This window comes from Sphingobacterium sp. InxBP1 (assembly GCF_026191775.1).
In the GTDB taxonomy this organism is placed as follows: domain Bacteria; phylum Bacteroidota; class Bacteroidia; order Sphingobacteriales; family Sphingobacteriaceae; genus Sphingobacterium; species Sphingobacterium thalpophilum.
Window position 1 is genome coordinate 652,320 of the sequence record NZ_JAINDX010000049.1, and the last position, 24,684, is coordinate 677,003.

14 protein-coding genes are annotated in these 24,684 nt (G+C 43.1%); 11 read left to right on the forward strand and 3 right to left on the reverse strand.

The annotated features are described in order from the left end of the window. Nucleotides 1-3 precede the first annotated feature (3 nt). The 4 genes from K7A41_RS22580 to K7A41_RS22595 all read left to right on the forward strand — a co-directional run bounded on the left by K7A41_RS22580 (nucleotide 4) and on the right by K7A41_RS22595 (nucleotide 8,495). Nucleotides 4-3,183, forward strand: a complete 3,180-nt coding sequence (locus tag K7A41_RS22580; protein WP_265715683.1) for a SusC/RagA family TonB-linked outer membrane protein — start codon at nucleotides 4-6, stop codon at nucleotides 3,181-3,183. A 151-nt stretch (nucleotides 3,184-3,334) separates the two neighbouring features. After that, nucleotides 3,335-5,395 (forward strand): RagB/SusD family nutrient uptake outer membrane protein, encoded by a 2,061-nt coding sequence (locus K7A41_RS22585; RefSeq protein ID WP_265715684.1) that lies wholly within the window; start codon nucleotides 3,335-3,337, stop codon nucleotides 5,393-5,395. 87 nt (nucleotides 5,396-5,482) lie between these two features. Then, nucleotides 5,483-6,295, forward strand: a complete 813-nt coding sequence (locus K7A41_RS22590; protein WP_265715685.1) for a DUF3823 domain-containing protein — start codon at nucleotides 5,483-5,485, stop codon at nucleotides 6,293-6,295. A 22-nt stretch (nucleotides 6,296-6,317) separates the two neighbouring features. Continuing rightward, nucleotides 6,318-8,495, forward strand: a complete 2,178-nt coding sequence (locus K7A41_RS22595; protein WP_265715686.1) for a hypothetical protein — start codon at nucleotides 6,318-6,320, stop codon at nucleotides 8,493-8,495. 68 nt (nucleotides 8,496-8,563) lie between these two features. On the opposite strand, the gene K7A41_RS22600 is transcribed toward K7A41_RS22595, so the two are convergent. Together K7A41_RS22600 and K7A41_RS22605 are read right to left on the reverse strand one after the other, a co-directional pair. Further along, the gene (locus K7A41_RS22600; protein WP_232048772.1) at nucleotides 8,564-9,331 is read right to left on the reverse strand and encodes a response regulator; all 768 of its coding nucleotides are present in this window, start codon (nucleotides 9,329-9,331) and stop codon (nucleotides 8,564-8,566) included. A gap of 2 nt (nucleotides 9,332-9,333) precedes the next feature. Further along, entirely contained in the window at nucleotides 9,334-12,486 is a 3,153-nt protein-coding gene (locus K7A41_RS22605; protein ID WP_265715687.1) for a ligand-binding sensor domain-containing protein, read from the reverse strand. A gap of 173 nt (nucleotides 12,487-12,659) precedes the next feature. Here K7A41_RS22605 and K7A41_RS22610 point away from each other — a divergent pair, with 173 nt between their 5' ends. The 4 genes from K7A41_RS22610 (at nucleotide 12,660) to K7A41_RS22625 (ending at nucleotide 19,105) form a co-directional block, all read left to right on the forward strand. Beyond that, a complete protein-coding gene (locus tag K7A41_RS22610; protein WP_265715688.1) occupies nucleotides 12,660-13,820 on the forward strand; it encodes an aldose epimerase family protein in 1,161 nt (386 codons plus the stop codon). Between the two features lie 203 nt (nucleotides 13,821-14,023). Beyond that, nucleotides 14,024-16,072 (forward strand): beta-L-arabinofuranosidase domain-containing protein, encoded by a 2,049-nt coding sequence (locus tag K7A41_RS22615; protein ID WP_265715689.1) that lies wholly within the window; start codon nucleotides 14,024-14,026, stop codon nucleotides 16,070-16,072. A gap of 23 nt (nucleotides 16,073-16,095) precedes the next feature. Further along, on the forward strand, nucleotides 16,096-17,940 hold the full coding sequence (locus K7A41_RS22620) for a glycoside hydrolase family 2 protein (protein ID WP_265715690.1): 1,845 nt from the start codon (nucleotides 16,096-16,098) through the stop codon (nucleotides 17,938-17,940). 55 nt (nucleotides 17,941-17,995) lie between these two features. Next, on the forward strand, nucleotides 17,996-19,105 hold the full coding sequence (locus K7A41_RS22625; RefSeq protein ID WP_265715691.1) for a family 43 glycosylhydrolase: 1,110 nt from the start codon (nucleotides 17,996-17,998) through the stop codon (nucleotides 19,103-19,105). On the opposite strand, the gene K7A41_RS22630 is transcribed toward K7A41_RS22625, so the two are convergent. After that, nucleotides 19,100-20,044, reverse strand: coding sequence for an alpha/beta fold hydrolase (locus K7A41_RS22630; protein WP_265715692.1), 945 nt, complete (start codon nucleotides 20,042-20,044; stop codon nucleotides 19,100-19,102). The two genes, K7A41_RS22625 and K7A41_RS22630, sit on opposite strands and share 6 nt — an antisense overlap. Nucleotides 20,045-20,387: 343 nt before the next feature. On the opposite strand from K7A41_RS22630, the gene K7A41_RS22635 reads away from it, so the two are divergent. The 3 genes from K7A41_RS22635 (at nucleotide 20,388) to K7A41_RS22645 (ending at nucleotide 24,652) form a co-directional block, all read left to right on the forward strand. Beyond that, nucleotides 20,388-21,890, forward strand: a complete 1,503-nt coding sequence (locus tag K7A41_RS22635; RefSeq protein ID WP_265715693.1) for an ankyrin repeat domain-containing protein — start codon at nucleotides 20,388-20,390, stop codon at nucleotides 21,888-21,890. 77 nt (nucleotides 21,891-21,967) lie between these two features. After that, nucleotides 21,968-22,453: a DUF2271 domain-containing protein gene (locus tag K7A41_RS22640; protein WP_028068608.1), complete on the forward strand. Its 486-nt coding sequence runs from the start codon at nucleotides 21,968-21,970 to the stop codon at nucleotides 22,451-22,453. Between the two features lie 6 nt (nucleotides 22,454-22,459). Next, complete coding sequence (locus K7A41_RS22645; RefSeq protein ID WP_265715694.1) at nucleotides 22,460-24,652, forward strand: PepSY domain-containing protein; 2,193 nt, start codon at nucleotides 22,460-22,462, stop codon at nucleotides 24,650-24,652. Nucleotides 24,653-24,684: the final 32 nt, after the last annotated feature.

Consider the following 24,684-nt stretch of genomic DNA (forward strand, 5'->3'; position numbering starts at 1 on the left):
AATATGAAAAAGTATATAGGGAAAACAAGACGGCGGCTTGGCTCCTTGCTGATGCTTGTGGCACTAGGTATGCCGTCTGTCGGATGGGCACAACAGAAGAACATAAGCGGTAAAGTTCTCGACAGCAATAATAAACCGATCGCTGGTGTAACTGTTTCAGTCCAGAATGCTGGTACCCGTATTGAGACCACGACAGATGCGGATGGCAATTACCATATTGTGGTCCCTGAGGGTAAAACGATTCTATTTAAATCGATTGGCTTTAACGCAAAAGAAGAGCTTACGGCTGGCAAGACCACAATAAATGTGGTGTTACAAAGCGACGATACACAGTTAGAAACAGTTGTCGTTGTCGGTTACGGAACGCAAAGAAAGCAATCGTTGACCGGAGCAGTCGCATCGGTAAAGGGAACGGAAATGCGGCAGACAAAAAACGAGAATCCCCAGAATATGCTGGCCGGACGGGTGGCGGGAGTTCGCGTGTGGCAAAAAAGTGCAGAACCAGGCGCGTATAGTGCCAATTTCGACGTACGTGGATTAGGTGCACCTTTAGTGGTGATTGATGGAGTACCACGTACTGCAGAGGATTTTCAGCGACTTAACCCTGCTGATATTGAGGATGTTTCGGTGCTTAAAGATGCATCGGCAGCGATTTATGGTGTCCGGTCGGCGAATGGTGTCGTTTTGGTAACGACAAAGAAGGGGAAAGAGGGGCGGACCAGCATTAGCTATAATGGGTCCTATACCTTTCAAAAGCCGTCCGGTATGCCGGTATTGGCGGATGCGATAAGCGCAATGACGATTTACAATGAAAGATCAATGAACAATATCAATGGTGGTAGCCTGATCTATACCGAAAAAGATTTTGAAGATTTCCGAAACGGTACACGGCGCTCTTCGGATTGGACTTCGTTGTTATTTTCCAAATACTCGCCCCAGACACAACATGATATTAGCATTTCTGGCGGCAGTAATAAAATTCAATATTATATCGGTGGTGGCTATTCTTACCAGCAGGGCTTTTTTAAATCGGGCGACCTGAACTATAATAAATACAACTTACGCTCGAATATTAATGCTGAATTGGCTAAAGGACTAAAATTAGAATTGAATCTCAGCGGTATGGCCGATCAGCAAAACAACCCATATACAAGTTCAGTGGATATCATACGCAATTATTGGAAGCAGGGGATGTTGTTTCCCGCGTATGCAGATGCTGAAAATACCTTACTGAATTACGAAGGCCTCGATCTGGAACAAAATACACTTGCTATGATCGACTCGGACATCTCGGGCTACCGGAAGTTTAAAAAGAAGACCTTGCAGTCTTCAGCTGCTTTGAATTACGATTTAAGTAATATATCGCCGATTCTCGAGGGCTTTTCAGCTAAAGCGTTGATTGGATACGATTATCGCGTGGATAATAACGCCCTGTTTAGAAAAGAATATTATCAGTATGCTTTTAACAAAAGTACTGGAACCTACGATCAAAAGCTGTATAATCTAAGCAGTCCCAATCAGATGAAAAGGGAGTTTTTCGATAAGCAGCAGTTATTAGGACAATTTATACTGAATTACGACCGTACTATCGCAGAGCAGCATAAAGTATCTGGTGTTATTGGTTGGGAAACTCAAAAAAATGACGGAGACAATTTCTATGGTTTAAAAAATCTTGCTTTTGGCTCTGATCAACTATCAGCGGGTGTGGAAGACGGGCAAATGACCTCCATGTATAATGGGATAACCGATTATTATGATGAAGCGAAGTCGGCTTTATTTGGTAGGGCAAATTATGATTTTGGTGGCCGTTATATAGCTGAATTTCAATTTCGCTATGACGGATCATCGCGCTTTGCAAAAGGTCATCAATGGGGATTTTTCCCCTCTGCGTCCGTGGGATGGCGCTTATCTGAGGAGCCGTTTTTCAAGTCTATTGCGGGGCTTTCTTTCGTCAATCAACTGAAGTTTAGAGCCAGCTATGGTGTCCTCGGAGATGATCTTTCTTCTTCTTGGGATTTTGGATGGATCCCTGGATATATCTATCCTGCCACCAGTGGAAATGCTGAAAATGGATATAATAACCAGTATGCACCCGGCTATATCTTTGGCGGTAAGTATATTACCGGAGTTAGCCGTAAGCCAATTGCAAATGAGTTAATTACTTGGTATAAAGCAAAAACTTTCAATGTCGGAATGGACTTTGAAGGATGGAATGGCCTCTTTGGGTTTACCTTGGATTACTTCGAACGAACTCGATCGGGTTTATTTCAACGTCGTACGAGCGAGTTTCCAACGGTGATCGGAGCAACAGCTCCTCTGGAAAATGTGAATAGTGATCGCCATATGGGGCTCGAACTTGAATTGAAACATCGCAATAGAATTAATGATTTCGCTTATAATATTCGTGCGATTGCTACAGTAACTAGAAATAAGTATCTGACAGCCGTACAGAATGGACCCTACAAGAATTCTTACGATCGCTGGCGTAATGACAATTTCAACAATAGATATCAAGGCATACAGTTTGGTTATGAATCCGCTGGAAGATTCGAAAGTTGGGAAGACATCTGGTCTTATCCGATTTATAAAGAACGGGATGTTTTACCCGGAGACTACAAATACCTCGATTGGAATGGTGACGGAGAGATTAACGGTCAGGATGAGCATCCGTTCGCTTTTGATCAAACGCCTTGGCTCAACTATAGCATGAACATCGAGACTTCCTATAAGAATTTTGATATGAGTTTACTATTGCAAGGCTCCGCCCTTGGCTCTATGGAATACAAAGAACCGCTTTATGCTATTTGGGGGTCAAACGGTGGAGGTACATTAGAGCAATATCTGGATCGCTGGCATCCTGTTGATCCTACTGCGGACCCTTATGATCCCGCAACGGAATGGGTAAAAGGCTACTATGCCTTCACAGGCCGGTATCCTAAATCGAACTCCGAGTTCAATCGCGTTAGTACAGCGTATTTACGTCTAAAAAGTGTGGAGCTTGGCTACACATTTTCTAATTTAAAACCTTCATCAACCATGCGTTTGCGTGTGTATGCCAACGCATACAATTTATTCACGATTACAGGAGTACGATTTGTAGATCCAGAACATCCCGATGACGACTTAGGCCGTATGTATCCTTTGAATAAAACATATTCGCTTGGTGTGTCGCTTAGTTTTTAGACGAATGGCAATAGGTCGGAAACAACATATTATTGCATGAATTGAAGAATGAGATAATGCAGATAGTTAAGGTTTCGGGTTGACAATCCACAACCGTAAGGTGAGGGAGACACTTCATCGAACTTTCATCAGCAACCAAAAAAATAATTAGATGAAAAAATTACTTATTATATTATCATTAATGGGCGCGTTTGGCTTCACAGGATGTGCTGACTTAGACATTACCCCCAAAAATATTGTGACAGACCAAGATCTTTTGAGCACGCCAGCTGGGATGGACATTTACATGGCCCGAATGTATAGCTTGATGCCTTTTGAGGATTTCAAATATATGGCCCAATGGGGGATCGAATTTAATGGTTGGCTAGGAGCCTTAGGCATCGAAGGAACTGGAGAGGCGGTAACGCGCGATGGCATCAGTACGTCCTTTACAGGCGAACGGACAGCCTATTGGGGACGAGCATTTGAATTGCTTCGGGACGCAAATTACCTCATTGAAAACCTCCCCAATTATAAGAGCAAGTTCTCCGAAGAACTGTACAATCACTACTTGGGGGAGGGATACTATGTTCGTGCTACCGTATTTTATGCAATGGCGAGACGGTTCGGAGGCATACCTTTGGTCACTAAGGTTTTACAGTATCCAAATACAGCGGACAATCTGGAGGTACCGCGTGCTTCGGAGGAAGAGACTTGGGATCAGATAAGGAAAGATTACGACGAGGCTATTAAGTTAATGATGCCCAAAAGCCCCAAAACGGGATATTCCAATAAATTCGTAGCGTTATCTTTCAAGTCTGAAGCCATGCTTTATGCGGGAAGTGTAGCCAAATACAATGAAACTGTTTCCGGCCGTTTGACTGGACTTGGACGAAAGACTGGGGTGCGGGTTATCGGTTTTGATGCCGGTACCGCAAAAGCGGCTGCCCAAAGGTATTTTTCGGAGGCTTATACGGCTGCCAGGCAGGTTATGACGGAGGGTAGTTACTCCTTATATAAAAAGAAATGGGTAGCGAACGATAGGGAAGCTCAATACCAAAACATGGTGGATATGTTTAGCGATTTGAGTAGTCCTGAGAATATTTATGTGAAAGAGTATGTTTATCCCACAATGACACATAGCTTCGATGCCTTCAGTTCGCCTTTCACGTTTAGATCTCCGCTCTCAGCGGGAACATGTCCTACTCTTGATTTTGTAGAGCTTTTTGATGGATTTGACAAGTATGCTGATGGAACCGTGAAAGTAACGACCGGGCAGAGCAATAGTGAGGGAGAATACATCCTCTATGACAAACCCATGGATTTCTTTAAGAACGCAGAACCTCGGCTAAGGGCATATGTGATTTTTCCTGATGATATCTTTAAGGAGCGCAGGATGGATATACGGGCGGGCGTTTATACTGGTGCAGCTCCCGTTAAACCATTTTTTACTGACTATTCCTATGCCACAGCGGATACCCGTTATCAACAATTGAATGTCTATTCAGGTTTGCCCAAAACATTGTATTTGAGCCCGAGAGACGGAAGTGGCCAGCAGACGGTGGACTATAATGGACAGAAAATGAACGCCGCTGGAAATGAAGGACCGTTTTTTGATAATGGCGAAGCGACTTTGACAGGTTTCTATGTTCGTAAATGGCTTAACACCAATCCTGCAAAAGAAGTAGGGGAGGGAAAGTCAGACCAACCTTTTATATTGATGCGTTATGCGGAGATATTGCTAAATGCGGCGGAAGCGGCGGTAGAACTGAAAATGCTAGGGGTTAACCCCGCGGATGGCAGCGATTTGTTGCAGACCGCGACCAATGCTATCAATGAAATCCGTTCGCGCGCGGGGGCTGAGCTACTTACTGGTATAATTTCGGGCGATAACACAGGACGAGATATTGTTAGGAAAGAACGTCGCAAGGAGCTTGCATTTGAGCACAAATCCAAATGGGACTTGAGGCGTTGGCGGGTATTGCATTTCGAAGGACGAGATGGATTCTGGGGCAAACAAAAGGATAAAAACCTGTATAGTAATACTGAAAATTTCAGATTCAGAGGACTTTATCCTTTCTTCTCTACCGCGACAGGAAAGTATTTTTTTGATGCACGTTTCCAATGGGTAAGTACAAAGACATTTCGCTATACCCCTGTTGATTATTATTTTGAAATACCTGGTGGAGAAGTAGCGAAAAGCGCGGTTATTGATCAACAGCCTAACCGCTAGACAGCAATAACCACAAAATGAGGAGCATCGCAATATATGCAGCTTCTTATGAATGGACAAAGTGTGAACCTTATAAGTATACATCTAATGAAAAAATATATTTTAGGCACGTTGGGCATAATAGGTATGTTAAGTTCGTGCAGTCTTTTTGAGGCCGATAATTATGAAGCTCCCTCCGTGACGTTAAAAGGAACGGTAGTGGATGCACAGACTGGTCAGCCCGTGTTGACAGACCAGGGAAGTGAAGGGATCAGGGTGCGGCTGACTGAACTGAGCTGGGGAAATAATGTCGAACACAACCCAGATTTTTACTGTATGCCTGACGGTACATTCCAAAATACCAAGTTATTCAAGGGTAACTATAATATCACGGTAGATGGCCCTTTTATTCCATTGGTACGAACCGATATGGATGGAAAGGTGCTGTCAGATGATAGTAAGAACATGGAGCTGAATGGTTCCCATGAGATAAAAATGGAAGTTCATCCCTTCCTTAAAGTGGAATGGGTGGGTGAGCCTACAGTACAGGATGGAAAAGTAAAAGCGAAGGTCCGGGTTACCCGTGCAGTATCTGAGGCATTTTTCCGTGAAAAGATCGAACCCATGGGAAGTTATAATGACGATTTTTTAAATGTTACGGATATTCAGCTGTTCATTAGTTATTCCTCCTCCGTGGGATATAGAGCACGTGACGAACGTTGGTCCAGCAAAATAGAATATAGTGGAGATAGTTTTGACGCCAAGCTGGGGCAGGTGATCGAGATAGAATCTACAGGTGAGATCCCCGCTGGCCGAACGGTCTTTGTTCGCGCGGCATCCCGTATTAACTACGATACACCCCGAGGGACGGGAACACGCCGATGGAATTATAACGAAGCAAAACGTGTAGATATACCTTAAACGCAAACGGGAGTATTGAAGGATGATAAAACAAATCAATATACTGACACTCTTGTTGCTGATCGCTGCAACTGTTTCAGCGCAGGACAAGGATTCTGTAAAGACAACTTTTCAAAGTTCGCGTGAATGGAGGCCAACAATCGATAACCGCGCGGACGCGGTCATGATTTATGGAACAGGAGGCAATCCCTCAGATAAGTCCCGAAAGGTTCCTTTTGAGCAAAGGGTGAAATCCTGGCGCGACCGGGGATACATTACCCATTTTATGACAGGCATTGCCTGGGGTGAATATCAGGATTACTTTACCGGAAAATGGGATGGAAAAATGCATCTGGACGAGGGGCAGGTCGATGTAAAAGGCGATACCATCTGGCATGGTCACATGGTACCCTATATCGTACCTACCGATAATTACCTGAAATATATCAAAGAGATGCATATTAAAAGGGTCATCGATGCTGGCATTGACGCTATTTTTATGGAGGAACCCGAATTTTGGGCCCGGGCAGGCTACAGCGAGGCCTTCAAAAAAGAATGGAGGAAATTTTATGGGTTCGATTGGCGTCCACAGCATGAATCGCCTGAAAATACATACCTGTCTAATAAACTAAAGTATGCTTTATATTTAAATGCGCTCAAGGAGGTCTTTACTTATGCAAAAGCCTATGGAAAGACCAAAGGAATGGATGTAAAATGTTATGTGCCGACACATTCCTTGATCAATTATTCGCAATGGATGATTGTCAGTCCAGAGGCAAGCTTGGCGACCTTACCTTGTGTGGATGGTTATATCGCGCAGGTGTGGACAGGTACTTCGCGGGAGCCAAATTATTTTAATGGAATAGCCAGGGAACGAGTTTTTGAAACTGCATTTTTGGAGTATGGTGTGATGGAATCAATGACTGCGCCCACTGGCCGTAAAATGTTTTTCCTTACGGATCCAATTGAAGACTGGCCAAGGGATTGGGCAGATTATAAAAAAAACTATCAGGCGACCTTCACTGCGCAGCTGCTCTATCCGAATATTGCTAATTATGAAGTGATGCCCTGGCCCGAGCGGATCTATGAAGGTCTCTATAAAACCAGTCCCCATAGTGACCAAAAAGAGAAAATACCTAGACATTATTCAACGCAAATGCAGGTCATGATCAATAGCTTAACTAACATGCCAAAATCTGCCAATAAAGTGTCTGGCTCTACAGGAATAAGTGTATTGTTGGCCAACTCGCTGATGTTCCAGCGCTTTCCCTCCCATGCCGATTATGACGATCCGCAGTTAGCTAACTTTTATGGCCTTGCTCTTCCTCTGCTGAAGAATGGGGTTCCTGTGAATACCGTGCACCTGGAAAATATAGGGGTAAAGAATGCACTGGCTGACACGAAAATTCTGCTAATGTCCTATTCAAATATGAAACCGCTGGCAGCAGAAGCACATCAGCATATTGCAGACTGGGTTAAAAATGGGGGCATCCTCTTATACTGCGGTACTGACAATGATCCATTTCAGTCGGTACAGGAATGGTGGAATACGAAGGGCAATCACTATCAACGCCCTTCTGATCACTTATTTGAAAAAATGGGGGTGTCTGCTATGCCAAAAGAGGGAACGTACTGTTATGGAAAAGGCACACTTCATATTTTACGTGCTGATCCCAAAGAATTTGTTGTCAAACCTAACAACAGTGGGCAGTTACTCGATCTGGTAAAACAGCTTTATGACAATCGGGGAAAATCCGAAAAATTGCAATTCAAAAACTATTTTACATTAACCCGTGGCGTGTATGATCTGATCGCTGTGTTGGATGAAAGCGTTAGCAGTAAGCCGTACGAGGTCAGAGGAAATTTAATAGATCTGTTTGACCCCAACCTGCCCATCATTACTTCAAAAAAGGTTCAACCCAACGAACAGTGCCTGTTTGTCAACATAGATCGGGTTGTAGATAAGCAGAAACCACAGGTGCTAGCCTCGGCTAGTCGTATTTATAATGAAGTATGGAACAGCGGGCATTACGCTTTCTTAGCCAAAAGCCCAGCTAACACAACCAATATTTCACGTATATTGTTGCCGGGAAAACCAAAAAGCTTACTTGTCGACCACAAAGATGTTTTCGTTGAATCAGATTGGGATGCGAGGACAAATACTTATCTACTGAGATTTGAGAACAATCCGGACGGGGTGCAGGTGGATATAAAATGGTGAATAACTTACCGAATTACTTTATGTGAAGAGCCCATATCGTTTGTTGATATGGGCTCTCGCATCTGCGCTTATTTGGACTGTGCTTCCTGGAACTCAGTTGGGCTGAGGCCAAACTGTTTCTGGAAGTTCCGGGAGAAATGCGTTGCAGAACTATATCCCAGTAGATTGGATATTTCATAAACCTTATATTGCCGTAGGCTGAGTAGTTCCGCAGCCTTTCGTAAACGGGTCAGATTGATCAGTTCATTCGGCGACAAACTTGATACAATATTAATTTTCCGGTAAAGCGTGGGGCGGCTCATACAAAGTATATCTGCCATTTTATCTACGTTAAATTGGGGATCATCCAAATGTTCCGTGATAATTTGATCAATTTTTCGTAGAAAATCCTGATCTGGCTGATTTTGACCAATATGCTGTATCTGCGACATTGGGTTTTTGATGAAAAACTCCTTCACTTTGATCCGGTTTTTTAATAAGCTCGCGATCTGAGCTCTCAAAAATGCAGGCGAAAAGGGTTTTTCGATATACGCATCGGCGCCAAACTCCAATCCCTGAATTTTTGACTCAATGCTATTTTTCGCAGTCAATAAAATGACTGGAATATGGGCATAAGCAATATCTTCCTTTATTTTTTTGCAGAGCTCGTAACCATCCATCTCGGGCATCATCACATCGCTAATGATCAGATCGAAATATTCAGACGACAATATGTTTAATGCTTCTTTTCCATTCGTGCTTGTCGTAATCTGGTAGTCTTCATTAAGATCATCTGCGATAAAATCAAGCAGTTCGGTATGGTCATCGACCAGTAATATATGGGATTTCGCATTCATAATCATGAGTTTGTATGGTGATTCAAAGGTAATGTCAAATTAAACACGTTCCATCCTAACTCGTCAGCATGATAAGATAGGGCGCCTTGGTGTTTCAATGTCAAAGACTTTGTCAGTGCCAGACCTAAGCCACTTCCATGAACGTTCCTATTTTGCTTTGAGCGGTTGAATGGTTCGAAAATTCTTTCCCTATCTTTCGGCGGAATTAGTGTACCGTCGTTTTTCACGGTTAATATAAGCATATTTTTCTGTTTATCAACCTTTAGATCGACTTCTATACATTTTGAGGAGTATTTTAGCGCATTATTGAAGAGGTTGTAGCAGATTTTGTCGAAAGCTTCAGCATCAATGTAGCCCATTATGGAGGGGGTAATGGAGGATTGTATGCTCTTTTCCTGGGCTTGGGCTGTGATGCTGAAGTTACTCAGAATATCCTGTACAATCTCACTGATGTTCTCGAGTTCAAAACGCAGTTTAAAGCCTTCGGCCTCAACCTTTCTGAAATCCAGCAGCTGATTGCTGAGGCTAATCAATTTATCGGTATTGTTTTGCATCGTGAGTAACAGTTTGTCGGTGACGGGATTATGTTCTACTTTGTCCATCAGCTTTTCCAATGGCGCTTTAATTAAGGTGAGCGGCGTACGTATCTCATGGGCTACGTCGGTATAAAAATTGATTTTTGATCGATATAGTTCCTGCTCCCGATGGTTTTGGACGGTTAGAAGATGCTGTCTATTACGCTGTTTAACCTTTTCGTTAAAATGATAGAAAACAAAGGCCACTAGTCCGAAGAAAATTAAGGCATAACAGATATATGCCGGTATACTGGCCCAGATCGGTGGCAGAATCACAATTTCAAGTCTGGCGAAAGTGGGTATTGTATTTCCATTGGGATCTTTGGCCTTAATGGTAAATATATACTTGCCGGGTGACAGTTTAGTGAAATACGCGCGCTGACCACTGTTGATGTCTACCCAATTTTCGTCAAGGCCTTCCATTTGATAACTATAATGTATAGAATGCGGAGCTTGATAATGCAGTGCGGCAAAATCTAGGCTGAATGACGACTCGTCGTGTTTTAACTGGATTTTGTCTGTAAAGAGAATAGACTTTGACAAAATGTTACTATCTGTATCGAGACGTATCATTCTGTTGTTAACCTGTAGATTCGTGATGTAGATGGGGATATCAGTGTTATAGTTAATGGCATTGAGCTTGTAGGGATCAAATCGAATCAGCCCGTTGATCGTTCCAAAATAAAAGTTTCCGGCATCATCGTTAAAAGATGAGTTATAGTTGAACTGAACTGTGGGAAGACCGGATTCGAGGTTAAAAATCCGCTTTTTGCCATGTAATATATTGTATCTTACTAACCCTTTTGATGTACTTACCCAAAGATTATTCTGACGATCTTCGAGAAACGCCAAGATGACGTTGCTGGGCATTCCCTCATTTATGCCAATTTTCTCGAAACCTTCGCCTTGGGGCAGCTTTTTTGCCATACCACCTTCTGTTGCCACCCAAATCTGATTTTTGGAATCTTCAAAGATACTATTGATACGGTTGTTGGGTAATGAGTGCTGATCTGCCGCATGGTGTCTGTAGTGTTTAAAATATCCGCTTCTTGGATGATAACAAATCAGCCCATCACGCCAGGTACCTAGCCAGATATTGCCTCGTTTGTCTTCCCAAATGGTCGTATAAAACATATATGCTGGTACATTCGATATCAGGTGAAATGTTTTCGTGTTAAGATCAAATCGATAAAATCCGCGTGTAGATGCCGCTAATATGTCTCCATTTCGTGTCTGTTGTATGAAGAAAAGAAAATTGCTTTGCAGATCCGATTTAACAGAGCTATTTCTATCAATATGATAGGTGACACGCTGCGCCGTCGCATCGAAGATATCCAGACCATTGACAAAGGAGCCCACAAGCAGCTTATCCTGGATCGGAAGGATACCATGTATATTATTGTTGGCTAGGTTGCCTTTTTTTTCCGAATAGTTTTCGATATTGCCAGAAAGTGGGTCTAATTTAGACAGTCCGCCATTTTCGGTACCGATCCATATATGACCCGAAGCATCTTTTCTGATAATACGGACAACGGATCCCTTTAGGCGGCCCGGCTGCTCCCCCGGCAAAAATTTCTCGATGATGCTGTTATTTTTATGATAGTAGTTGATTCCACCAAAGTAGGTGCCTATCCAAATGCCCTGATCTTTATCTTGCAAAATATTATATACCGCGTTATCAGAAATACCCCATGGATTTTCCCGTTCTTTTTGAATATTGATAAAGGTTTGGCTGTCAATTCGGTAAATAAAGAGGCCAGATTCAGTGGCAAACCAATATTCGTTCTCATTTGGTTGCAGGATATCCCGTACATATAGGAATTGGTGCACGTGATCAGGTCCCAAAATAGATTTCAGAATTCTGGATTTCAGATTGTATGTATAGACACCTGATTTAGAAGTGCCTATTAATAATTCTCCTTGCCGGTTTTCCGCAATTTTCTCAATACTAAACCAATCTTTCGCACCGTATTTTAGTTGGAAATCGAGCATCAAAAATGGCCGGCCGGACTCGTCTACTTGGAACATCTTGCCTTCAGGTGTACCAAAATATATGTTTCCATTTTTTGTGCAGCTGACCGATGTGATATAGAGATCTGATTTGGTAATCTGTTTGGTGATCTGTTTAATCAGATCGTGACAATAAAGCATACCATTGGAGATAAACCAGATTCTTTGTTTTTGATCAGTGATGATCACCGGTACGTCAGCGTTTTCAAACTCTTTGCTGAGCAATCTAAATTGTTCGTCTACCGGATTATAGCAATAAATACCCTGATCGGTACCGACCCAGATATGTTTATTAAAGTCTTCTCTTAGCGAAATAATGTTGTTGCCGCCAAGGCTGTTCTTTTCGGTGGTCGAAGAATTAAAATGTCGGAAATTATGCCCGTCAAATCGGTTTAAGCCATCCTTTGTTCCAAACCACAAAAATCCATAGCTGTCCTGCATGCTACAGATCACTGCATTGTTGGATAGACCTTCGTTGATCTGATAATGGTTAAAATAATAAGGCTGCGCACAGACCAATTCCCCGACCAACAACAGAAAGAGAATAAACAGAGATTTTAGGTTTGCCATGATCATTCACATATTGATACAAAATAGCGTTAAAATGAAACAAATTAATCATATTAAAATTAAAATATTTAGCACTTTAGGCGATAGATTGTAATTGCTAAAATTATAAAAAATATAGATAAGAATATCGTTCTTACTTAAACTAGGATTATAAACCCTATAAATCAAAACGAATGAATGGAATATCGGCATTGACTGCGGCAATGGCTCTATTGGTATTGGGAAGCTCCTGTCAGCAGTCTGGCAAATCAGAAAAAAATAAACCTGATTCTCAGATAAGTTATATGGACACCGCTTCCTTTAAAGCGGTAATCGATCAAAAAGTGTCCTATTTATACGAATTAAGTAATTCAACGGGTGCAAAAGCATACTTGACAAATTTTGGTGCTCGTTTGGTGGGTTTATGGGTTCCCGACCGGCAGGGCAACTTTATCGACGTGGTTTTAGGCTTTTCTAAAGCCAGTAGTTACAATAACCCGAAAGAACCATTTTTCGGTACAATAGTTGGACCGTTCGGTAACCGCATAGCAAAAGGACAATTCATATTAGATGACCAAAGGTATAGACTGGCGGTCAATAATGGTCCGAATACGCTTCATGGTGGTTTTAAAGGAGTTCATTTTGCCAACTGGACTTTGAAGTCATCTAATAAATCGTCACTTACTTTTAGTTATACATTGCCTGATCGGCACGAGGGATTTCCTGGCAATATCAATATGGAGGTTACCTATACCTTACATGATAATAATGCGTTAGAAATCACCTATCGGGCACAATCTGATCAAAAGACAGTTATTAATTTAACAAACCATGCGTATTTTAACCTGAATGGGGAAGGGAGCGGCACAATCTTAAATCATGAGCTTCAGCTATTTGCAGAGCAATATACTCCGGTGGATAGCACACTGATACCAACAGGTCAGCTGGCTACCGTAAAAGGGACACCATTTGATTTTACTGTAATGAAACGAATTGGAAAGGATATCGATGCTCGAGATCTGCAATTAGAATATGGCAAGGGATATGACCATAATTTTGTTTTGGCGCAGGAAAAAGAGGGGGATTGGTATAAAGCGGCGCGTGTGGTCGGAGATAAATCCGGTATTGTCATGGATATTCTCACTACTGAGCCAGGCATACAGTTTTACAGCGGTAATTTTATGAACGAACAGGTGCAGCTTAAAAACGGTGCAAAAGATTCCTTTAGAACAGCATTCTGTTTAGAACCTCAGCATTTCCCCGACTCGCCTAATCAGCCTAATTTTCCGACGACGGTCTTGTCGCCCGGAGCTATTTACCATACCAAATCCCTCTACCGTTTTTCGGTAAAATAATTCATATTTATAATGATTGGTTTTGAAAGCATCTCGCTGTGAAGTGACGTGCTTTCTTTTTTGTTTCCTTCTTAGGATAATAGGCCTCCATATCATTAATCACATTTGATACAAATAGGCAGTGTTTTGAGAAAAATCAATCCTTTTAAGTGTTAATTAAAACATAAATTTGACTAATCAGTTATAGTACTAATCCATTGATAATGATAAAAAAAGTTGCCCTATTATCTTATTTGACCGGTCTTTGCCTATTCGCTTCGGCTCAGACGAGTATAGTGACTGAGGTCAGGCAGCTGCCGCTGGCAGGCAGAAACCTAAATTATATAAACAACCGCTTTCCGCTAAAACAGAACGCCTTGCTGAAATTACCTGTCGGGAACATCGTTCCTCAGGGATGGCTGGGCAAGTACCTGGAATTGCAGAAAGATGGTCTGACTGGACATTTAGGTGAAATCAGTGCTTGGCTATCCAAAAAGAATAACGCTTGGTTGAGCACGGATGGCAAAGGTGACTACGGTTGGGAGGAGGTTCCATATTGGTTGAAAGGTTATGCAAATTTAGGCTATATATTAAAGGATCCTAGTATTATTGCCGAGTCTAAAATATGGCTTGAAGCCGCAATCAAAAGCCAGCGACCCGATGGCTACTTCGGTCCATTGATTCTGCGAAACAATAAGCCTGATCTGTGGGGCAACATGATTATGCTTTGGTGCCTGCAGTCGTATTATGAATATAGCGGAGATCAACGCGTGCTTACTCTGATGACCAATTACTTTAAATGGCAGGCAAATTTACCAGACAGTTTCTTCTTGAAAGACTATTGGGAAAATAGTCGTGGCGGAGATAACCTGTTGTCGGTGTATTGGCTGTACAATCGGACTTCAAATAACGGTTGGTTATTGGAGCTTGCTGACAAAATTCACCGAAATACCGCGAATTGGCGACAGAAAAATGATTTACCCAATTGGCACAACGTCAATATCGCACAGTGTTTTAGAGAACCTGCTACTTATTATCTCAAAAGCCAGGCTGAGGAGGATTTAAAGGCAACTTATGATAATTTTCAATTTGTGCGACAAGTCTTTGGACAAGTACCGGGCGGGATGTTTGGTGCTGATGAAAACGCTCGGCCCGGTTATACCGATCCACGTCAAGGAGTTGAAACCTGCGGTATGGTGGAGCAGATGGCATCCAACGAAATTCTGTTGGGGATAACAGGAGATCCATTCTGGGCAGACCATGCCGAGGAAGTTGCTTTTAATACTTATCCCGCAGCAGTCACCGCTGACTTTAAAGCATTACGTTATATCACAAGTCCCAACATGAGTATCAGTGACAGCCACAACCACGCTCCTGGAATTGACAACAATGGGCCGTTCCTGATGATGAATCCTTTTAGTTCTCGCTGTTGCCAGCATAATCACAGCCAGGGCTGGCCCTATTACGCCGAGCATCTTTATATGGCCACCAATGATAATGGGCTTGCTGCTGTCTTATATGCAGCCTCTACTGCTGAAGCTAAAGTAGCCAATAACCAGAGAATAAAAGTGAAGCAGGTTACCGATTATCCTTTTGAGGAGTCACTTCATTTCGAAATAGACACCTATGGAAAGACAGTCAGTTTTCCATTCTATTTGCGGGTACCAGCTTGGGCGACGCAAGCACAGGTCAAGATTAATGGTAAAGCCCAAAAGATAAACGCAGGCACAAAATACATACGCATTGATCGTGCATGGCACGACGGCGATCGAGTAGAGCTTTCGCTACCCATGCACGTGGCTTTAAAAATCTGGACCGAAAACAAGAATGCGGTCAGTATCCAACGCGGACCGCTTACTTATGCGTTGAAGATTAAAGAAAACTATGTAAAAAAGGATAGTAAAGTTTCCGCAATTGGCGATTCGAAATGGCAGGAAACAGCTGATCCGGCAAAATGGCCCTCCTACGAAATTCTGCCTGCCAGCGACTGGAATTATGGTTTGCTTCCACAGCAGTTGAAAACTGTCGACCGGTTAAAAATCGTCAGACGTCCCTGGCCGAAGGACAACTTTCCGTTCAGCGTAGATGCGGTACCAATTTCAATTATGGTGAAGGCAAAACAAATCGATAGTTGGAAGATTGATGAAAACGGATTGACGGGAGTATTGCCTGTGAGTCCTGTTGAAAGTACGGCTGCAGTTCAGGAAGTAGAACTTATCCCGATGGGGGCTGCTCGATTGCGTATCTCGGCTTTTCCAACTATTAAACAATAAAATATACAAATAAAACAGCTTTTATGATGAAAAAAACCTTATTTTTTGCGAGCTTGATGGTAGCTGCTCAATTGAATTTTGCGCAAGATTGGAAACCGGTCAATACGCATATATTGACCCCTTGGGCAGAAAAAGTAACACCCCGGCAGCCACATCCGGAATACCCAAGACCACAATTAATAAGATCCAACAACTGGCAAAACTTGAATGGATTATGGAAATACGCGGTGACCGGGGTGGATACAAAAGAGATCCCTACTCAATGGGATGGTCAGATTTTAGTTCCTTTTGCCATAGAATCCGCGCTTTCAGGAGTCGGCAAGCAGGTTGGAAAAGATAAAGCACTATGGTACTACAATGTCATAACACTAGATAAATCTGTCAGCAAGAATAAGGTGCTGTTGCATTTCGGTGCCGTTGACTGGCAATGTGATGTATATGTCAATGGCCAACTGGTCGGGCGCCATGAAGGTGGTTTTGATCCATTTTCCATGGATATAACTCGTTTGCTTAAGAAAGGGGCGAAACAGGAAGTCGCCTTGCGCGTTTGGGACCCGACAGATGATGGCCCCCAGCCCAGAGGCAAGCAGGTAAATCATCCCAATGGAATTTGGTATACCCCAGTAACAGGTATATGGCAAACAGTATGGCTTGAAAGTGTACCACAAACCTATATTGTTAATACCAAACAGACGCCCAACTTGGATCAGGGAGTCTTAGCTTTCCAAGCAATAGTAGAAGGAAGCCAGGCCGGCGACGAAATCAAAGTGCGGGCGTTGGACGGAAGCCGCGTTATTAAAGAACAAAATGGCCAACCTAATACGTTGTTTGACCTTGCTGTACCGAATTTGGAACCTTGGTCTCCCAGCAATCCCAAGCTTTACGACTTAGAAATTCAGCTTCTTCGTAAAGGTAAAGTGATCGACCATGCGAAGAGCTATTTTGCAATGCGTAAAATAAGTATGGAAAAAGACCAGAACGGCATACAGCGACTGATGTTAAATAATCAGTTCAACTTCCAATACGGTCCCCTCGACCAGGGTTGGTGGCCCGATGGCTTGCATACTGCTCCGACCGACGAAGCATTGAAGTTTGATATTATTAAGACAAAAGAAATGGGCTTTAATATGATCCGCAAACACATTAAAGTGGAGCCAGCACGCTGGTATCGATACTGCGATAGTATTGGTGTTCTGGTATGGCAGGACATGCCGAGCGGTGATTTAGGAGGTAATCATTGGGATATGCAACCCGGCAAAATATCGGGCGGTAATCGTGATAAAATACGCACTCAACAATCGGAAGGCTACTATCGAAAGGAATGGAAGAACATTATGGATGTGCTTCACAATTTTCCAAGTATTGTCATTTGGGTGCCTTTTAATGAAGCTTGGGGACAGTTTAAAACGAAAGAGATTACCGAATGGACGATCGCCAATGATCCTTCCCGTTTAGTGAACAGCGCCAGTGGAGGTAACTTTATGGAGACAGGCCATATCTTGGATATTCATAATTATCCAGATGCCGCCATGCCAGATCCTCGTCTGTTTGGATCCAAACAAGTATTAGCACTCGGTGAGTTTGGCGGCCTTGGGCTTCCAGTGGATGGACATACCTGGCAGCAAAAAGATAATTGGGGCTATCAGACTTTCAAGAATAAAACTGAGCTCCTGGAACGGTACAAGCATTTGATTCGCGACTTAACAAGACTTATTCCAATGGGGCTTTCGGCGGCAGTTTATACACAGACGACGGATGTTGAAGTCGAAACCAATGGACTAATGACTTATGACCGTAAAGTGGTCAAAATGCCTGAGGCTGAACTGAACGCTGTGCACCGGGCATTGTATACGGCTCCAATCAAATAGGCTACAGCATATCAACAGTATAATGAGTAATGATTTTGTATTTAATTAAAAACTAATGTTACGTTTGATAACAAAATATTGCATCGGCGCAGTTGTGTTACCAAGCCTGCTGAACTCCTGTGGGAGTTCAGCAGGCTCGGTTGCTCAGACGGTCCGTACCGGCAATTTATCGGTACAAAAAAAGATGTATTCCAATCCTGTCTTTGAACCAATACTTGCTGACCCCTCTGTCGTGCGAAGCCCCGAAGATAAACTCTTTTACGCTTATGGAACAGCGGATAACTGGGGGGACGGTAAAGGGCAGCGCCTCGTGTCCATTCTGCAGTCCAATGATCTTGTGCATTGGAACTGGATCGGTACTGCTTTTTCTGCTAAACCCAGTTGGAAAGCTGCAGGAGGAATCTGGGCGCCGGACGTGGTTGTGCTGAATAGAAAATACATCATGTATTATGCGTATTCGACCTGGGGCGATCCTAATCCCGGCATCGGGGTTGCGATAGCTGAAAATCCCCAAGGACCGTTTGTTGATCAGGGGAAACTATTCGATAGCAAAGAAATCGATGTACCCAACTCAATCGACCCGTATTTTTTCCGGGAAAATGGTCGTAATTATCTCTTCTGGGGAAGTTTTAGTGATGCCCCGACCCAAGGTACCTATGGCATCGAACTGGATGATAACGGTACCGCCATACCTGACTTAAGTAAGAAGTTTAAGGTTGCTGCGGGGGACTTCGAAGCAGTCGTGATTCATAAGCGGAACGGCTATTATTATTTTATAGGCTCAAAAGGCTCGTGCTGTGAGGGGGAGAAAAGCACCTATCATATCCTCGTGGGCAGATCTAAATATCTGCGGGGGCCCTACCTGGATCGTGAAGGCCGGGACCTGACTAAGCGGGGGAGTGGCACGCTCCTGTTAAGGGGAAACGATAGCTTCGTGGGAACTGGACATAGCTCCCGGATTATTCGTGATGATCACGGAAAGGACTGGATACTCTACCATGCCATGGATCCAAAACGGCCGCGGGTTCCTACGAGAGGTAACCGGCGTATGCTTCTACTGGATCAGGTTAATTGGCAACAGAGCTGGCCTGTTATCGAGGGAGCAACAAGTAGCGTAACGGAACAGCAAGCTCCTATATTTACCCCAGCACCAAAGTCATCATAAATGCTGCGTTATCCACTGACGAATCGTTTCAAAAATTTCTTGCTTGCAATCTTCATTCAGTATTTCATGGCGCATGCCTTTGTAGAGATTTACCGTAAGATCGGTTAGCCCCTGTGAACGTAATTGATTGGCTGTCTGTTCAACACCGGCACCGAAGTCACCAATAGGATCGTCCTGCCCGCTGATGAATAAGATAGGTAAGTTGCGGGGGACCTTCGCTGTGTTGTCAGGATCTGTTGCCCGTAGTGTCAGACTAAGCACCGTAAAAAAACCGTTGTTCGTAAATAGCCCGCCGCATAAGGGGTCTTTGAGAAAACGCAGCCTGTTTTCCGTATTGGCACTTAACCAATTGCTGCCATTTTGAGGGGGCTCATAGGTAAAGCGGGCATTATTCCGCATGCTAAAAAGCCGATTGATGATTCTGCTTCTTTTTTGCGGAGCAAGAATGTTTAACAGTGCCAATAATCCACGTAATAGGACAGCACCTTTGGGACGTTGTCCTGTACCTACAATTATTGCGCCCTGAAAATGGTCTCCAGCTTCCTGAAGAACACAACGGGCAACAAAGGAGCCCATCGAATGTCCGAGTATGAAATGTGGCCGGTTAACATAGCGGCTTTTTAAGAGCTTACTCATTGTCGCTGCATCACTGATAAGCTGTTGAACCGGTCGGCGGGCTTGAAAATAGCCCAGAGCATGCCTATCACGCGCTGTTTTTCCATGCCCCAGTTGATCGTAGGTCAACACTGCGACCCCACGTCCTGCGAGATATTGAGCTAACTCCTCATAACGCCCACTGTGTTCCTGCATACCATGAATAATCAACATGCTGCCTAGTATCTTTCCGTCAGCTGGCTCATAAATACGATTAAAAAGTGTATACGCTTTCTCGCCGCTAAGGGGAGCGATCTTTATCGGGCTGGATACAACTGTAGTCATGATGATATTCTTTTTAGATATTAAGCAAACTACTGCAAATTTGTTTGATTTGCAAATCTGAGAAAATTTGCCATTTTCGCTGTTCGCTAATCCTTAATAGTCAGTTGAGAGTTGATCATTTTAAGTAAAACCTAGCCTGACGTTAGCCTGTAATACGGTCAATGACGTACAGTTTGACCCGAATAATTTTTTTAGTGTGGAATTATTTTTTAGATTTGCAGTAATTTAGAATTAATTTAAATAAAGTGATAACTCAACGTTCATACGAATTATTCTCACGCTATCCATGTATGCTAAATGATAAGAAGCTTGAGGATAATCCATTGCGATAAAATATATTCTGATGAAAAAAACATTACTAGCAGCTTTACTTTTTGTGTCTTCATATGCCAACGCACAGACAAATTCATTGATGAATGGTGAGTTTTGGAAAGGTAAGCCAACGTTGACCGATGTGCAGGATGAGATTAAAAAAGGAAATAGTCCTTCGCAGCCAAACGCAGCGTCTTTTGATCCGGTAACTATGGCCATACTAAATGGTGCAGCGACCGATGTTGTGAAATTTATGATTGAGCAAGACGGAAATAGTGTTTCAAAAAAGACACACCACAGCCGTAGCTATTTGCATTGGGCTGCTTCAAGTGGCAATGCCGAACTCGTTGACTATCTAATTGCAAAAGGATCGGACGTAAAGTATCAGGACAGCCATGGATATCCGATCATCGCCTATGCAGCCTCTACCGGTAATACCAACACGGCTATTTATGAATCGCTGTTCAAAGCAGGTATAGATCCGAAACAAAAATACGAGGGCGGGGCAACATTGATGATGCTTGCCGTCTCGGCCGACAAAGATCTTGCACTGACAGATTATTTTATACAGAAAGGGCTTTCTATCCACGATACGGACGAATATGGCCGCACTGTCGCGGATTATGCCGCAAAATTGGGTAACACGATGATCATAGAAAAACTTATCGCCAGGGGAGTAAAGCCGACCAGTCAGGCATTATTCTTTGCAACACAAGGCTCAAGACAAGTTTCGAATGGACTTGAAACCTACACCTATCTGGTCGAAGAGCTTAAACTTGATCCGAAGGTTATCAATAAAGACGGTGCGACGCTGTTGCACGCGTTGATGCGTAGACCTGATATGAAGGTAATCAACTACTTTGTGGACAGAGGTGTTGATGTGGCGAAGATCGATAACGAAGGTAATACCGCACTCATGTTGGCGGCAGGTGGCAACGATCCGCAATTGGTAGAGCTGCTCCTTTCCAAAGCAAAAAATGTGAATGCAGTAAATGAAAAGGGAGAGTCGGCGTTGACCAAGGCTATTGAAAATGGTTCTGCCGCAATTGTCGCCCTATTGATAAACAATGGAGCGGAGGTCAGACAGCTGGATAAAGATGGTAATAATCTGGCTTATCATTGGTTTAATTCCTATAAAGAAGCAGTCCAGAAAAGCCAGCAACAGGCATCCCACCCAGCACAGGCGGACGACTTTACGAAAAAACTAACGCTGCTTCAATCCGCAGGCTTAGATGTTGCAGCGCCGCAAAAAAATGGCAGTACCCTGTACCATTTGGCGGTGGGTAAAGAAAATGCCCGAATGATACAGCTTGCTAAGGAACTTGGTGCCGATATCAATGCGCAGGATCAAGAGGGCGTTACTGCGCTGCATAAAGCAGCGTTGATCGCAAAAGATGATACTTTGTTGAAAACCTTGATATCTCTAGGGGCTAAAAAGGACCTAAAGACAGAATTTGATGAGACAGCTTATGACCTCGCAAAAGAAAATGAATTTTTGTCAAAAGGAAATGTACAACTCGACTTTTTAAAATAATAATATGAAATTTCCGTATGTTTTGCAGCTCCAGCTATGGACTGGAATTTCATACGGTTTTAAAAATATATATATATATGAATACTACAATTAAAATCGCGCTGACCACATTCCTGTTTTCCATTGTCTCCGTAATCGCTTTTGCTCAGACAGGTAAATACAAATGTATGATACAGATGAACGCTTACCAAGGTGAGAAAGCTTACGTTATCATATCGTTGATTAATCCGAAAGGCGCATACGAAAAGACACTCGCCGTGTTAGGCCCGGACAAACAGTGGTATAATACACTGAAAGAATGGTATAAATTTCAGAGCAAAACGAAAGAGAAATTGAATGCCGTCACCGGTGCTTCTGTGGGCGGGGGGGATCGTGCTATACGCACATTAGAAATCGATGAATCTAAATTTAACAAAGGCTATAAGCTCCGTTTTGAATCAGCTGTTGAAGAGCAAAATTATCATACGGCGGAGGTTGAAATCCCATTGACGAAATCGGCTATCACCGAAAAAGCAAGCGGTAAAGGCTATATTAGACTCGTCAAATTAAGCAAGATACAATAGGAGAAAATGCTGGTATCTGTATGGCGGTATGCCCATTTGGCTCTGGCAATTGTTTCTTCCGTATTTTTGCTACTTTTGGCCGTAACGGGAGTTATTCTGGCTGTTGATGCCGTAAATGAACAAAGATCGTCCTATAGGGCGGAAAATATCGACTCTCTTGATCTTTCGCAGACACTACCTAATTTGAGAAAGATCTACCCAGAGATTGTTGAACTTACAATAGATTACGGTCAATTTGTGAGTATTGACGCAGTTGATACGAAAGGCAATTCTGTAAAGGGATATATAGACCCGAAAACCGGTAAATTTCTGGGCGAAAAAGACAATAAAAGTCAGTTTGTTCAGTGGGTTACCGCTTTACACCGTTCGCTATTTCTTAAAGTGACAGGGCGGGTCATCATCGGTGTGGTCTCTTTTCTTTTATTCCTGATTACTGTTTCTGGGCTTGTACTGATCGTGAAGCGCCAGCAAGGCGTTCGAAACTTTTTTGCAAAGATCAACCGTGATTTTTTTTCTCAATATTTTCATGTTGTTTCAGGCCGTTTATTTTTAATTCCGGTTTTTATCCTGGCCTTGACAGGAACATATTTATTCATGGTCCGTATCGGTCTTTTAGATAAGACAAATCAGTCCGTCGAATACCAGGTCAAAACCGAACAGGCGGAAAGAGATATAGCGAACTTTTCGATCTTTAAGCGAACTAAGCTAAGTGACGTCGTTAAAGTCGAATTCCCTTTTATGGAAGATGATCCAGAGGACTACTATGTGCTCAAACTGAAGGACCGCGAGCTTACCATAAATCAGCTGAACGGATCTATCCATAAAGAGGTGACATACCCGTTTACTGCGTTGGCCGAACAAGTTTCCCTTGATCTGCATACTGGCCAGACAAATCGGATTTGGGCTATTATTCTGGGACTGGCATCGCTAAATATCCTGTTTTTTATCTATACCGGGTTTGTCATTACATTCAAGCGCACCCGTATTAAAATTAAAAATTGTTATTCTACCGGTGAGGCCGAAATCATTATTCTTGTCGGTACAGAAAATGGTAGTACATCATTTTTTGCCAATCAGATTCATAAACAGTTCCTTGCCGACGGACAGAAATCACTTTTGTTAGGTATGAATCAATACCAAACTTTTCCGAGAGCAAAGCATATTATTGTCTTTACCTCTACGTACGGTTTGGGGACCGCGCCTTCCAATGCATCTCAGTTTGGAAAAAAAATATGGACCTATTCCCAGCAGGCCGTCAATTTTTCGGTGCTTGGCTTTGGGTCAAAAGCTTATCCCGACTTCTGCGCTTATGCGCATGAAATAGATATATTGTTGGCGCAGCAGTCCTGGGCGAACCGTCTGATTCCTCTTCATACCGTTAATGATAAAAATGTGGACGAATTGATTTCATGGATACATCACTGGAGCGAAAAGACTGGTATCGCTATAGCCTCCACACCTGCGATTTATACCCCGAAAGTTGCCGGACTTAAGCGGTTTAGGGTTATCGAAAAATCCGTACTGTCAGCGAACAACAGCACATTTACCGTTTTATTAAAGCCGCAGGATAGGGTGCAGATCCAATCGGGAGATTTGCTGGCTATTTATCCCGCAAAGGATCAGCGTGAGCGCTTTTATTCCATTGGATATAAAAACGGGATGGTGCAGCTGGTTGTTAAGTTGTTCCCGGATGGGTTTGGTTCTAGCTTTCTTTATCAGCTCCAGCAGCATCAGCTGCTGGAAGCCCGTGTTCTCGTCAATCCCCGATTCCACTTTCCAAAGTCTGCTCCTGCTGTTGCCCTAATCGCGAATGGTACAGGTATTGCACCGTTTTTAGGTATGATCGCCGAAAACCAGGCTAAAACGCCGGTCCGGCTGTATGCCGGATTCCGTTATGACAACGCGACGACGGCCCACTACCGCCAATTTGCTGAGGAACAAAAACACCTAGGGCAATTGCAACAACTGCGGCTGGCGTTTTCACGTGAGCAACCGGCACAATATGTAATGGATCTGATCCGCGAAGAGGGTGTGTATTTTGTAAATCTGCTGGAACATAACGGTTGTGTCATGCTCTGCGGCGCGTTGCAAATGCAACATGACGTAGAAGCTGTATTAAACGAAATTCTACTGAAGAGTTCAGGTAAAACACTCGAATATTATAAACGCATCGGTCAGGTATTGACTGATTGTTACTAAAATTGCTTGGTTTGGCAATCCGTTAGGATATG